This window comes from Sphingomonas sp. NFR15, assembly GCF_900103265.1.
Classification (GTDB): Bacteria; Pseudomonadota; Alphaproteobacteria; order Sphingomonadales; family Sphingomonadaceae; genus Sphingomonas; species Sphingomonas pollutisoli.
On sequence record NZ_FMWX01000001.1, the window covers coordinates 475,445 to 489,220 of the forward strand.

The window sequence follows — 13,776 nt, forward strand, 5'->3', positions numbered from 1 at the left end:
GCATGATGAACGGCTTCGGTCTTCGCACGCTCGCCGCGGTCGGCATCATCGTCGTCGCGAGCGTTGCCGTGTTCCTGATCGGCGACCTGCAGGCGAGCCTCGTCACGCTGATCGGCGGCATCGCGGCGGTGCTGACGGCCGCCGGCGTCGGCGACGGCGAGGACGACGCCGCGCCCGCGCCCGCCGCCGAGCCCGCCGCGCCGCCCGACCACATTCCGGCGGTGATCGATGCGATCGTCGAACCGATCCTGATCGTCACCTCGGGCCAGGTGAGTCACGCCAACGAAGCGGCGCGCGCGTTGCTCGGGCAGCATATCGTCGGGCAGGACGTGCGGCTCGCGATCCGCCATCCCGGCGCGGCCGAGCGGCTGATGAGTCCGCTCGGCCAGGGCGCGCAGCCGCCGATCAACCTCGTGGGACTTGGCGCGCGCGAGCAGCGCTGGGAGATGCGGATCGGCGACGCGGCGGGCGGGCGGCGGATCGTCCATCTGGTCGACCAGACCGGCAGCTATGCGGCCGAGCGGATGCGCGTCGATTTCGTCGCCAACGCCAGCCACGAACTGCGCACCCCCCTCGCCTCGATCCTCGGGTATATCGAGACGCTCGGCGACGAGGCGGGTGAGGAGAAGGAACTCCGCGAACGCTTCCTCAAGATCATGTTCGACGAGGCGCGGCGGATGCAGCGGCTGATCGAGGATTTGATCTCGCTGTCGCGGATCGAGGCGGAGAAATACCGCCTGCCCGACCGCGCGGTCGATCTTGGCGCGTTGATCGAGGAGGTGCGTGGCGGCATCCTCGACGCCCAGGGCGAGAACGCCGCGCCGATCATCGCCGATCTCGCCGCCGACGTGCCACCCGTGTCGGGCGACTCCGCACAACTTAGCCAGGTGCTCCACAACCTGATCGGCAATGCGATAAAATATGGCCGTAAAGGCGCGCCCGTCACCATCAGGCTCGAACGGTTGCCGACCGGCATGGTGCGCTTCGCGGTGAGTGACGAGGGCGATGGCATCCCCGCCGAGCACATCCCGCGCCTGACCGAACGCTTCTACCGCGTCGATACCGGCCGCAGCCGCGCGGCGGGGGGCACCGGGCTCGGCCTGTCGATCGTCAAGCATATCGTCGAGCGGCACCGTGGCCGGCTCGACATCGAAAGTTCGATCGGCAAGGGCACCACGGTATCGGTGATGATTCCCGCGCACGGGCGCGCTGTCATCAAACGGTAACAAGATCGTCACACAGGCTCGGCTTGCGGATGATAGCGCGGCGCGGGGCGAACCTCTTGCCCCGTGGGGAGGTCTTCATGCACAGGATCATGACGATCGTCGCGGCGTCCGCGCTCGCGACGGGACTGGCAGGGTGTACCGATCAGGCCAATGGCGGTGGCGCGGGTTCGCGTGACCAGATCAAGGTCGTTGGCTCTTCAACCGTGTTTCCTTTCACCACGATCGTCGCCGAGCGGTTCGTCGAGAAGACGCCCGGCGTCAAATCCCCCGTTATCGAATCGACCGGCACCGGTGGCGGCATGAAGCTGTTCTGCGGCGGTGTCGGCGCCGACCACCCCGATATCGAGGATGCGTCGCGCCGGATGAAGCGATCCGAATATGATCTGTGCAAGGCGAACGGCGTCGCCGATATCATGGAAGTGCAAGTCGGGCTCGACGGCATCGCTTTCGCCGAAGCGAAGAGCGGGCCGGGTCTGCGCCTCACCACCACCGATCTGTTCAAGGCGATGGCCGCCGCGCCCGACGGCAAGCCCAACGCGGCCAAGACCTGGAAGGACGTCAACCCGGCGCTGCCCGCGATGCCGATCCAGATCTACGGCCCGCCCGCCACGAGCGGCACGCGCGACGCGCTCGCCGAGCTGATCCTCGCGCGCGGCTGTGAGGCGATGCTGCCCGACATGGCCGAGGTTCGCGAGAAGAACCCCGCCGAGTTCGCGCAGAAATGCACGCGCATCCGCGAGGACGGCGCCTATGTCGACGCCGGCGAGAACGACAATCTGATCGTCCAGAAGCTCCAGTCGAACCCCAACGCGGTCGGCATCTTCGGCTATTCGTATCTCGAGGAAAATCGCGACAAGCTGAACGGCATCCCGATCAACGGCACCGAGCCAACCTACGAGACGATCTCGCGCAACCAGTATCCGGGATCGCGCCCGCTCTATCTCTACGTCAAGAAGGCCCATCTCAGCGCGATCCGGGGCCTGCGCGAGTTCCTCAAACTCTACGCCGCCTCATGGAATCCGGGCGGGCCGCTCGTCGCCAAGGGGCTGATCGCCTCTCCGGACGACGTGCGCAAGAAGTCCGAAACGATCGTGAACTGGGAAACCACGCTCGATCCCAAGACGCTGCCGTAACGCCATCGCCCGCCGGCCGCGTGCCGGCGGGCCTTTCTCTTCCGTCCGAATCGTCCAGAGCCAGCCTTGTCCATTCTCGTCCTCTTCTTCCTGATCGCGGGGCTCGGCCTGATCGCCTGGCTGAGCGCACGGATGCGCGCGACGCGCTTCCGCCGCGCGAGCACGGCGCGCTTCAGTTCGCTCCCGTCGCATTTCGGCGGCTTCGTCGCGATGTGGACGGTGTTGCCCGCCGCGATCTTCCTCGCGGTGTGGGCGTCCTGCGCACCCGGCCTCGTCACCAATCGCGTGCTGGCTGAGCCTGCCGCCGCGCACCTGCCCGCGCCCGGATTCGAACGTGCCGCGATCCTGTCGGAAGCGCGGCGGATCTCGCGGGGCGAAGGGTTCGGCACACCCACCCCGCTCGCCGCGGCGCTCGCCCCGGCTTATGGCGCCGCGCAGACCCGGGCGGACTGGATCGGCGGCGGCGTCGCGCTTCTGCTCGCGTTCGCGAGCGGGGCGTGGGCGTTCACCCGCGTCCGCCCCGATTTCCGCGCGCGTACCCAGATCGAGCGGCTCATCATGGCGCTGCTGCTCGCCGCCGCGCTCGTCGCGATCCTGACGACGATGGGCATCGTCGCGTCGCTTCTGTTCGAATCCGCGCGCTTCTTCGGCATGGTGCCGATCGGCGACTTCCTGTTCGGCACGCACTGGAGCCCGCAGGTGATCGACCCGCGCGATCCCGGCGCGTCGCTCGGCGCGGTGCCACTGTTCTGGGGCACGTTCTTCATCGGTGCGGTGATCGCGATGATCGTCGCGATCCCCCTCGGGCTGATGACGGCTATCTACCTGTCTCAATATGCCGCGCCGGGCGTGCGCACGTGGATGAAACCGCTGATCGAGATGCTCGCCGGCGTGCCGACCGTGGTCTACGGCTATTTCGCGGCGTTGACGGTGGCGCCGCTGGTGCGCGATTTCGCGGTCGCGATCGGTGTCCGCTGGGCGAGTTCGGAAAGCGCGCTCGCGGCCGGGCTGGTGATGGGGATCATGATTATCCCCTTCGTCTCCTCGATGGCGGACGACTCGATCACCGCAGTGCCCGCGGCCATGCGCGACGGCAGCCTGGCGATGGGCGCGACCCAATCGGAGACGATCCGCCGCGTGCTGCTGCCCGCCGCGCTGCCCGGCGTGATCGGCGGCGTGCTGCTGGCGGTGAGCCGCGCGATCGGCGAGACGATGATCGTCGTGATGGCCGCCTCGGGCGTCGCGACGCTGACGCTCAACCCCTTTGCCAGCACGACCACCGTCACCAAGCAGATCGTCGACCTGCTGACCGGCGAGGCGGAATTCGACAGCCCGAAGACACTCGCCGCCTTCGCGCTCGGACTGACGTTGTTCGTCATCACCCTGCTGCTCAACATCGTCGCGCTGACGGTCGTCAAACGATATCGGGAAGCGTATGAATAGGGTGCTCGATCCTGACATCCGGAAGCCGAGGGGCCGGGGCGAGCGAAGCCGAGGACCGTCCCGGCGACGCTCAACGCGGTGCCTCGACTTCGCTCGGCACAAACGGGTGAGGCGTGAAGGCGCGAAGAACCCGTTCGCCCCGAGCTTGCCGAAGCCCGTCCCGAGCGGCTGGTTTCGCCAGCCGGCCGAAGGACGCGGGCCAGAGGCGGCGCGTGGTATTTCGGGCATGTGCTTTGACGAGCTCAGCACGAACGGGCCGGTATGATGGGAAGTCGCCTCACCCCCGCCCCGACCGACTGGCGCGATACCGCGCATCAGCGGCGCATGGCCAAGCGCTATGCCGCCGAACGCCGCTTCCGCTGGCTCGGCCTCGGCGCGGTGCTGCTGTCGGCGGGGTTCCTCGTCGTGCTGCTCGTCTCGATGCTGTCGGCCGGACTCGGCGGGTTCGTGCAGACGCAGATCGCGCTGCCGATCGATTTCGCGCACAGCCGGCTTTCGCTCGATCCCGCGACGCTGCGCGGCCCGGGCGCCGACCTCGCGCTCGCCGCCGCCGATCTCGGCGGAGCAACCGACGCGGCCGCGATCGCCGCCTACGGGCCCGGCGGAGACTCCCTGCTCTCAGACGGCGCATGGACGCGGGTTCGCGATCAGCTCAAGGCCGATCCGTCTCTGCTACGCCGCCGCGCGACAGTGTGGGTGCCCGCCGCCGACCGCATCGACATCGCCGCCAAGCGCGAAGGCGCCCCCGCTGACGAGGCGATCGTCGCGAAGCTCAAGGCGGCCCATACGCTCACCACCAGCTTCAACGCCTTCTTCCTGAGGAGTTCGGACGCGACCGATCCGACGATGGTGGGCATCTGGGGCGCGCTCAAAGGTTCGCTGCTGACGATGGCCGTCACGCTGCTGATCGCGTTTCCGGTCGGGGTGCTGTCGGCACTCTACCTGGAGGAATATGCCCCGCATAACCGCTGGACCGATCTGATCGAGGTTTCGATCAACAATCTCGCGGCGGTGCCGTCGATCATCTTCGGGCTGCTCGGGCTCGCCGTGTTCCTCAACACCTTCCACCTGCCGCGATCGGCCGCGATCGTCGGCGGCTTGACGCTAGCGCTGATGACGATGCCGGTGATCGTCATTGCCGCGCGCAACGCGATCAAGGCGGTGCCGCCCTCGATCCGCGACGCCGCATTCGGCGTCGGCGCAAGCCCGGTGCAGGTGGTGTTCCACCACGTCCTGCCGCTGGCGATGCCGGGTATCCTCACCGGTACGATCATCGGCATGGCGCGCGCGCTCGGCGAGACCGCGCCGCTGCTGATGATCGGCATGCGCGCGTTCATCACCGCGCCGCCGGGCGGCCTGCGCGACCCCGCGACCGTGCTGCCGGTGCAGATCTTCCTGTGGTCCGATCAGGTCAACCGCGGCTTCGTCGAGAAGACCAGCGCCGCGATCCTCGTCCTGCTCATTTTCCTGCTCGCGATGAACGGCGTCGCGATCTACCTTCGCAACAGATTCGAGACACGCTGGTGAACGTTCAGAGCCCTATCGCGCAGCACAAGATTTCCGCGCGCCACGTCAACGTCTTCTACGGCGACAAGCAGGCGATCCGCGATGTCTCGATCGATTTCGACCGCGACGTGGTGACCGCGCTGATCGGCCCGTCCGGCTGCGGAAAATCGACCTTCCTGCGCACGCTCAACCGCATGAACGACACGATCCCGTCGGCGCGGGTCGAGGGCGAGATCGATCTCGACGGCGAGGATATCTACGCGCCCGAGATGGACGTCGTGCAACTGCGCGCGCGCGTCGGCATGGTCTTCCAGAAGCCCAACCCGTTTCCGAAGTCGATCTTCGAAAACGTCGCCTACGGCCCCCGCATTCACGGCCTCGCCAGCAACCACGCCCAACTCGCCGACATCGTCGAGCGCTCGCTCAAGCGCGCCGGCCTGTGGGACGAGGTGAAGGACCGGCTTTCGGACAGCGGCACCGCGCTTTCGGGCGGCCAGCAGCAGCGGCTGTGCATCGCCCGCGCGATCGCGGTCGATCCCGAAGTGATCCTGATGGACGAGCCGTGCAGCGCGCTCGATCCGATCGCGACCGCCAAGATCGAGGAACTGATCCACGAGTTGAAGGGCCGTTACGCGATCGTGATCGTCACGCACAACATGCAACAGGCGGCGCGCGTGTCGCAACGGACCGCGTTCTTCCACCTCGGCGCGCTGGTCGAATCGGGTTCGACCTCCGACATCTTCACCAATCCGCGGCAGGAACGCACCAAGGATTACATCACCGGCCGGTACGGCTGAAGGACACGCGCATGACGACCTACGAACATACCATCAAGGTCTTCGACGACGAGATCGGCCAGTTGCGCGGGCTGATCGCGCAGATGGGGGGCCTTGCCGAACAGGCGATCGACGATGCGATCGAAGCGCTCAAGCACCATGATCTCGAAACCGCCGCCGAGATCGTGCGCAACGACAAGAAGATCGACCAGCTCGAGGTGCAGGCCGAGGAACTCGCGGTGCGCATCATCGCGTTGCGCGCGCCGCTCGCCGACGATCTGCGCGACGTGGTCGCCGCGCTCAAGATCGCGGGCGTGATCGAACGGATCGCCGATTACGCCAAGAACATCGCCAAACGCACCCCGCTGATCGATTCGCACGGCCAGATCGAACCGCTGTCGGTGCTGCCGGCGATGGCCACGCTCGCGATCGAGATGGTGCATGACGTGCTCGACGCGTTCGCCGCGCGCGATCCCGAGGCCGCGCAACAGGTCTGCGCGCGCGATCGCGCGGTCGATGATTTCTACAACAGCCTGTTCCGCGTGCTCGTCACGCACATGATGGAGAATCCGGCGACGATCGGACAGGTTACGCACCTGCTGTTCATCGCCAAGAATCTGGAGAGGATCGGGGACCACGCGACCAACATCGCGGAGATGGTCTATTTCGCCGCGACCGGCACGCACATGGCCGAGCGCGATCGCGGCGCTTTCGTAACGCGTCAAGGGGAGTAAGCAGATGGCCCGGGCCAAGATGTTGCTGGTGGAAGACGATGCCGCGCTTGCCGAATTGCTGATCTGGCACTTCAAGCGCGAAGATTTCGACGTGAAGCAGACCGCCGACGGCGAGGAGGCGCTGCTGCTCGCCAAGGAGGCGACGCCCGATATCGTGTTGCTCGACTGGATGGTCGAGGGGTTGTCGGGAATCGAAGTATGCCGCCGCCTGCGCCGCATGCCTGAAACCGCGAACGTGCCGATCATCATGCTCACCGCGCGCGGCGAGGAGGAGGACCGCGTGCGCGGGCTGGAGACCGGCGCGGACGATTACGTCACCAAGCCGTTTTCCCCGCGCGAGCTGGTCGCCCGCGTCGGCGCGGTGCTGCGCCGGGTGCGGCCGGCGCTGGCGGGCGAACAGCTCACCTATTCGGACATCGAGATGGACACGGTCGGCCACAAGGTCCGCCGCGCGGGCGAGGTGATCCCGCTCGGCCCGACCGAGTTCCGCCTGCTCAAGCATTTCCTCGAACATCCCGGCTGGGTGTTCTCGCGCGAACGGCTGCTCGATGCGGTCTGGGGGCATGACAGCGATATCGAAAGCCGCACCGTCGACGTCCACATCCGCCGGTTGCGCAAGGCGATCAACGGGGACGACCGGCCCGACATCATCCGCACCGTGCGCTCGGCGGGCTATGCGCTGGATTCGGGGGCTTAAGAGCGACGGTTCACCCGCAATTTTCGAATCGCGAGCGAAACGAGGGAGCCTTTGCGCGTTGATGTGCGTTAACCCGGCGCGCAGCGGAAATGCTGCCCGTTTTTGCAGGAGTGAACCGATGAAGCTGATGATGCTTGCCGCGCTGGCGGTTGCCACCCCCGTTGCCGGCTTTGCCCAGATGGCGCCGGCGCCCGACGCCCAGACCGCTCCCGCCGCGCCGGCGGACCCCGCCGCCCAGGCGCCCACCGCTGACCAGACTGCGGCTGCTCCTGCCGCCCCCGCCGCGGCTGCGCCGACCGGGCAGGTCCAGATGGGCGCGCCCGTCGCCAACCCCGCGCCCGCGGCGCCCGAAAGCTATCCGGTTTGCTCGGCGACCGTGAAGGACCAGTGCCGCGAAGGCGCCGGCGGTGGCCACAAGATGGCACACCGCAAGCACAAGAAGTAAGTCGATCGGGGCGGGCGAGCGCGCCCGCCCCGTCTCATCGCTTATTCCACCGAGACGATCCGCGTGCCGATCCGTTCGGCCTCGCCAGCGTCATGCGTCACCATCAATATCGGCAAGCGCGCCGTATCGCGGATATGCTCGATCGCGGTCAGGATTTCCTCGCGTCGCGCACGATCGAGCGACGACAGCGGTTCATCGAGCAGCAGGAACCGGGGCGCGCCGAGCAAGGCGCGGCCGATCGTGACACGCCGAGCCTCGCCGCCGGACAGCGTTCGCGGCCAGCGATCAAGCAGGTGCCCGATACCGAGGAAGTCGATCGCCGCCATCTCCACACGGCCACCCGGCGCGCCATAGCGCAAATTGTCCCGCACGCGGAGGTGCGGAAACAGCCGCGGCTCTTGGAAGACATAGCCCGCCCGGCGGCGCTCGGGCGGCAGGTCGATCCCCGCGTCCGCATCGAACAGCGTCTCACCGCTTACCCGAACATGGCCCGCGTCCGGCCGCAACAGACCTGCGATCATGTTGAGCACGCTCGTCTTGCCTGCACCGGACGGGCCGAACAGCACCGTAGCGCCTTCGCCGGCGGTCAGAGCGAAATCGATCCGGGTTTCGCCGATTCGCTTGGTCAGGCGCAGGTCAAACGCCACCATGCCCCCTTCCCGCCCGACGCACCAGCAGCTCGGACGCGACGAGCGCCGCCAGCGACAGCGCGACCGAAATCACCGACAGCCGCCATACGAGCGCGTCGCCGCCGGGCTGTTGCAGCGCGCTGTAGATCGCCAGCGGCAGCGTCTGCGTCTCACCCGGCACGTTCGAGACGAAGGTGATCGTCGCGCCGAACTCGCCCAGCCCGCGCGCGAAGCCGAGCACCAGCCCCGCCGCGACGCCGGGCAGGCTGAGCGGCAGCGTGATCGTGCGGAACACCCGCCACCGCCCCGCGCCGAGCGTGCGCGCGGCATTCTCGAACCGCCGATCGACCGCCTCGATCGACAGCCGCATCGCGCGCACCATCAGCGGCAGCGCCATCACCCCCGCCGCGATCGCCGCGCCCGTCCAGCGAAACAGCACGGTGACCCCGAATGCGCGATCGAGCCAGTGGCCGATCAGGCCGGATGGCGCGAACAGGATCAGCAGCACCCATCCCGTCACCACCGGCGGCACCACCAGCGGCAGGTGAACGAGCGCATCGACCAACAGCTTGCCCGGGAACGCCGCGCGCGCGAGCAGCCAGGCGAGCGCGAACGCAATCGGCAACGTCATCACGATCGCGACGAGCCCGACGCGCAGGGAGAGCGCGACGATCTGCCATTCGGTCGCGGTCAGCATCGGCGGAACCGAGCACCGCCCGCCCCTTCGCACTGAGCGAAGTCGAAGTGCGTGCTCCACGCGATTCGCTCCGGACACGTCCTTCGACTAAGCTCAGGACGAACGGCGGAGTGGTGGCCCGAGCGACCGCGCGCCGGGGCGAGAGGCCATATCGCAGCGATCAGCATCGGCATCGGCCCCCGCCACCCTCCAACCCGTTCGCACTGAGCGAAGTCGAAGTGCGTGGCCCAGGCGAGTCGCTCAGGACGAACGGAGTAGAGCGTGCCAAGCCAGCGCTCACCGCGCCGAGAAGCCGTAGCGGACGAAAATCGCTTTGCCCGCCCTGCTCAGCAGGAACCGCCGGAAGCCCTCGCCCTCGGCGTTGGTCGACGCCGCCAGCCGTGCCACCGGATAGGTGATCGGCGGATGTGTGGTTTCGGGAAACACGCCCGCGATGCGCACCTTGGCCGAGGCGCGCGCGTCGGTCGCGTAGACGATGCCGAGCGGCGCGACGCCGCGCTCGACCAGCGCGAGGGTCGCACGGACGTTCTCGGCCGAGACGATATGCGGTTGCACCGCCGACAGCACGCCGAGCCGCACCAACGCGGTGCGGCCGTATTTGCCCGCCGGCACCGCCGGATCGGCCATCGCCAGCGGCCCCGCGCTCAGGAAGCGCGCGAGCCGCGCGCCGCCCGCGGGCGCGCGCACGCGCTGCGCCGCCGGCCCGACGATCACCAGCCGGTTGCCGAGGAAGGTCACGCGCGTCGCCGGCACGATCAGGTGCTTCGCCGCGATCGCATCCATCCACGCCTCGTCGGCGGAGACGAACAGATCCGCACGCGCGCCCGCTTCGATCTGCCGGGCAAGCGCCGACGAGCCGGCGAACGACACCACCGGACGGGCATGGCCCCGCGCCGCCCAGGCATCGGCGGCGGCGCTCATCGATTCCTGCAAGCTCGCCGCCGCCAGCACCAGCGGCGGCGTCGGCGGCGCGGCGCGCGCAGCGCTCGCGCTCAGAAGCAACAGCAGCGCGGCGATCAGGCGAGTCAGCATATCCGACGATATACAGCGTTCGCGGCGCAGCGCTACAGCGTCACCCGTCCGGTCCGCGCGAGCTTGCCCCAGCCGACCTTCGGCCCGCGCAGCGCCTGCGTGATCGCCTTGAGCACGACATAATACATCACCTGCCGATAGCCGATCCGCTGCGGAATCAGCAGCCACAGCAGCCGCCAGTTCTCGCGGCGTTCGAGCGCGAAGGCGATCGTCGCAGCGAGCAGGTCGATCGCGGTGAACACCAGCCAGTAGATCAGCATCGTCTCGACGTCATGCTGGGTCTGCGCCCAGCCATGCGCGCGCACCGCGATATAGGTCATGATGAAGCTGACGATCAGCGCGAGATCGATGATCGGCGAGATCGCCGCCAGCACGATCTGGAACAGGATCGCCTGCGGCAGCCCGACGCGCGCGAGTCCCGCCGGCTTTCCGCGCACCATCACGCCGCCATGCTTCCACAAACATTGCAGCGTGCCATAGGCCCAGCGGAACCGCTGTTTCGCCAAGCCCTTGAAGCTTTCCGGGCTTTCGGTCCAGGCGACGGCATATTGATCGTAATGGACGCGCCAGCCCGCGCGCTGGATCGCGATCGTCAGATCCTGATCCTCGGCGAGCGTATCGTCGGGATAGCCGCCGACGCTCTTGATCGCTTCGAGCCGCCACGCGCCCACCGCGCCGGGCACCACCGTCATCGCGTTTAGCCGCGCCAGCGCGCGCCGTTCGAGATTCTGCGCGGTGATATATTCGAGCGCCTGCCAACGGGTGATGAGGTTCACCCGATTGCCGACCTTGGCATTGCCCGCGACCGCGCCCAGCGCCGGATCGACGAACCAGCGCGCCAGCCGCGCGATCGTGGTCGGCTCGAACTGCGTGTCGGCATCGAGCGCGATGACGATCTCGCCGGTCGCCAGCGTCAGCCCCTGGTTGAGCGCACGCGCCTTGCCGCCATTCTCCAGCGTGAGCAGCCGGACGCGCGGTTCGTCGGCAAAGGCGGTGCGGACGATCTCGCTGGTGCGGTCGCTCGATCCGTCGTCGATCACGATCACTTCGAGCCGCACGTCGGTGCTCGCGAGCACACCGCGCACCGCGCGTTCGATCACCGGTTCCTCGTTGAACGCCGGGATCATCACCGTGACGAAGCGGGTCGGGTCGATCGGCGGGAACACCGTCCGGCCTTCGCGCCGCGCCTGGATCAGCGCCAGCGCCGAGAGGGTCAGCGCGCGCGCGATGCCGATCGTGATCGCGAAGAAGAAAATCCAGCCGAGCGCCACCACGATCGAGCCGAGCGCGGTGAACACGAACAGATCGGCCGAGGACGCGAGCCGGTCGCTCTCCGAGATCGGCGGCATCGCGACATCGCGCGAGATCCCCGCCAGTGCTGACACCGGCACGAAGCGGATGCCCTTGGCGCGAAGCTGATCGATGATCTGCGGCAGCGCCTCGACGGTCTGCTGGCGGTTGCCGCCGCCGTCGTGGAGCAGGATGATGTTGCGGCTGCAACTCGCGTCGGAATTGGCGTCACAATGCGGCGGCGGAAAGACTTGCGACACCGCCGTATCGACGATCGCCGCCACGCCGGGGCGCTTCCAGTCGTTCGGATCGACGTGCAGCCCGACCGAGATGTAGCCGCGGTTCTGCGCCTGCAACGCCGGCTCGATTTCGTCTGCGGTGGTCGGCTCGGCGTCCCCGAAATAGGGCGCGCGGAACAGCCGCAGCGATCGGCCGGTGAACGCCTGGAACAGCCGCTGCGTGGTGTTGAGCTGAAAGGCCGTCTCGGTGTCGCTCGATCCCGCCATGTTGGGGTGCGTATAGCTATGGCTGCCGACCTCATGCCCCTCGCGGACCATTCGGTTGAGCAGCGAGCGCTGGGTCAGTGCGTTCTCGCCGATCACGAAGAAGGTGGCGGGGACGTGCTCGGCCTTGAGGATGTCGAGGATCTTTGGCGTCCAGGTCGGGTCCGGGCCATCGTCGAAGGTCAGGGCGACATAGCCCGGCTTGTAGCCGGTGCGCTGCACCACATAGGGCGATGGCAAGCGCGTGAAGTCCACGCGGTCGATCATGCCGTTGACGGCGGTGGCATTGCGCACGCCGGTAACGGGCACGCCGGCGATCTTGAGGATTTCGCCGTTGCCGTCGATATCGACATCGGTGCCGACCGGGATCGTGTCGATCGCGGACGGCGCCGGCAACGTGCGATGGGCGCGCCCGAAGATCGACCATAGGCCGGGATCTTCCGAACCGAGCCGCCACAGCGCCACAGCGCCGAGCTTGGCGCGATTGAGGAAGCGAATCTGGTTGTAGGCGGAAGGCGCGTCGAGCAGCCACAGCACGTGGCGGACGTTGCCCTCCTGATAGGCGAAGCTGGTGTTCCCGCTCGCTTTGTCGAACACCGGCGTCGCACCGGATTCGCGCGCCGCCTCCCACGCTTCGTCGATCGCGACCGGATCGCCGCCGGATGCGCTGTCGCTATGCCAGTCATAGCCGTAGTTGCCGATCGCGACGACGATCTTGTTGCGCGGCACGCCCGACGCAGCACGCACGACGGCATTCTCAAACCACGCCTGCGATGCGATCGGGCCAGGCGGGCTGCTGAGTTCGTGCTGGTCGTACGCCATCAGGAAAACGCGATCGACGATGGTGGCGAACGCCTTCACGTCCCACGCATTCTCACCGACCGGCACCGCGATCGCCACCACCCAGCCGCGCTTGGCGAAGCGGGCCTTGGCCTCGCGCAGAAACGCCCGGTAATCGGGCAGGCTCTTGCGCGGCAGTTCCTCGAAATCGAAGAACGCGCCGCCAGCCTGGTTCGCGGCGAGCCAGGGTTCGAGCTTGTCGAGCAACGCGCGGCGGGTCGCGGGACGGTGCAGCAACGCGGCCATGCCGGCGCCATCCCAATTGCCCTGTTCGGCGTTCTGGATCATCGGCAGCAGCAGGGGCCTGCGCACGGCGCGGTTGAGGATCGCTTTGCCCGCCGCATCGCGAAACACGGTGATGTGGTGGTTCGGCCCGGTAACGCTCACCCAGCCGGGAATCAGCCAGTCGAGTTCGTTGATATGACGGCGCAACGAAGAGGCGCTCGACGGATCCCACGGCACATGGAAGGCGATCGCGAGCGGCGTGTCATCGGCGGGTTGGACGCCGCGCGGCGGCGCCCCGGTGAGCATCCGGGCGTAATCGAGCAGTTCGCGGCGGGTCCGCTTGAGCAGCGGTTCATGCGGCGGCGGCAGGCGGACGAGCGCCGCATGTTCCGATTCGACCGGCAGAAGCGGCGCGGGCGGCACGATGCCGATCGTCAGCCCCAGCGCGACGATCGACAAGATCGTGAGCACGATGAACGCGCCGACCGCCAGGGCGAAGCGCCGCCGCCGCCGCCCGGACGCATCGAAGAAAACCGGCGCATTCGCCATATCTGCAATAATCCCCGTTACGGCCCTACCCTTATCAGCGCGGTGGCGCGC

General features: G+C 67.8%; 12 protein-coding genes. 8 read left to right on the forward strand and 4 right to left on the reverse strand.

The features are described 5' to 3' along the window. Window positions 1-2 precede the first annotated feature (2 nt). From BLS81_RS02170 to BLS81_RS02205, 8 genes are all read left to right on the forward strand, one after another. The gene (locus BLS81_RS02170; RefSeq protein WP_093220129.1) at window positions 3-1,226 is read left to right on the forward strand and encodes an ATP-binding protein; all 1,224 of its coding nucleotides are present in this window, start codon (window positions 3-5) and stop codon (window positions 1,224-1,226) included. A 77-nt stretch (window positions 1,227-1,303) separates the two neighbouring features. Then, a complete protein-coding gene (locus tag BLS81_RS02175; protein WP_093221721.1) occupies window positions 1,304-2,359 on the forward strand; it encodes a substrate-binding domain-containing protein in 1,056 nt (351 codons plus the stop codon). A 66-nt stretch (window positions 2,360-2,425) separates the two neighbouring features. Further along, the gene (gene pstC / locus BLS81_RS02180) at window positions 2,426-3,802 is read left to right on the forward strand and encodes a phosphate ABC transporter permease subunit PstC (protein ID WP_093220132.1); all 1,377 of its coding nucleotides are present in this window, start codon (window positions 2,426-2,428) and stop codon (window positions 3,800-3,802) included. A gap of 261 nt (window positions 3,803-4,063) precedes the next feature. Next, window positions 4,064-5,329 (forward strand): phosphate ABC transporter permease PstA, encoded by a 1,266-nt coding sequence (gene pstA, locus BLS81_RS02185; RefSeq protein WP_093220135.1) that lies wholly within the window; start codon window positions 4,064-4,066, stop codon window positions 5,327-5,329. Further along, entirely contained in the window at window positions 5,326-6,105 is a 780-nt protein-coding gene (gene pstB / locus BLS81_RS02190; protein ID WP_176786982.1) for a phosphate ABC transporter ATP-binding protein PstB, read from the forward strand. The genes pstA and pstB overlap by 4 nt, the downstream gene beginning before the upstream one ends. Before the next feature lie 11 nt (window positions 6,106-6,116). After that, window positions 6,117-6,818 carry a phosphate signaling complex protein PhoU gene (gene phoU / locus BLS81_RS02195; RefSeq protein ID WP_093220138.1) on the forward strand — a complete coding sequence of 234 codons (702 nt, stop codon included), beginning with the start codon at window positions 6,117-6,119 and terminating at the stop codon, window positions 6,816-6,818. 4 nt (window positions 6,819-6,822) lie between these two features. Next, a complete protein-coding gene (phoB, locus tag BLS81_RS02200) occupies window positions 6,823-7,515 on the forward strand; it encodes a phosphate regulon transcriptional regulator PhoB (RefSeq protein WP_093220141.1) in 693 nt (230 codons plus the stop codon). A gap of 118 nt (window positions 7,516-7,633) precedes the next feature. Beyond that, a complete protein-coding gene (locus BLS81_RS02205) occupies window positions 7,634-7,960 on the forward strand; it encodes a hypothetical protein (RefSeq protein ID WP_093220144.1) in 327 nt (108 codons plus the stop codon). A 41-nt stretch (window positions 7,961-8,001) separates the two neighbouring features. Here BLS81_RS02205 and BLS81_RS02210 read toward each other — a convergent pair whose 3' ends face one another. From BLS81_RS02210 to BLS81_RS02225, 4 genes are all read right to left on the reverse strand, one after another. Next, a complete protein-coding gene (locus BLS81_RS02210; RefSeq protein WP_093220147.1) occupies window positions 8,002-8,607 on the reverse strand; it encodes an ATP-binding cassette domain-containing protein in 606 nt (201 codons plus the stop codon). Next, window positions 8,597-9,286, reverse strand: coding sequence for a molybdate ABC transporter permease subunit (modB, locus tag BLS81_RS02215; protein WP_093220150.1), 690 nt, complete (start codon window positions 9,284-9,286; stop codon window positions 8,597-8,599). The genes BLS81_RS02210 and modB overlap by 11 nt, the downstream gene beginning before the upstream one ends. 276 nt (window positions 9,287-9,562) lie before the next feature. After that, window positions 9,563-10,318, reverse strand: coding sequence for a molybdate ABC transporter substrate-binding protein (modA, locus tag BLS81_RS02220; protein ID WP_176786983.1), 756 nt, complete (start codon window positions 10,316-10,318; stop codon window positions 9,563-9,565). Between the two features lie 32 nt (window positions 10,319-10,350). Further along, a complete protein-coding gene (locus BLS81_RS02225; protein ID WP_093220154.1) occupies window positions 10,351-13,725 on the reverse strand; it encodes a glycosyltransferase in 3,375 nt (1,124 codons plus the stop codon). Window positions 13,726-13,776 lie beyond the last annotated feature (51 nt).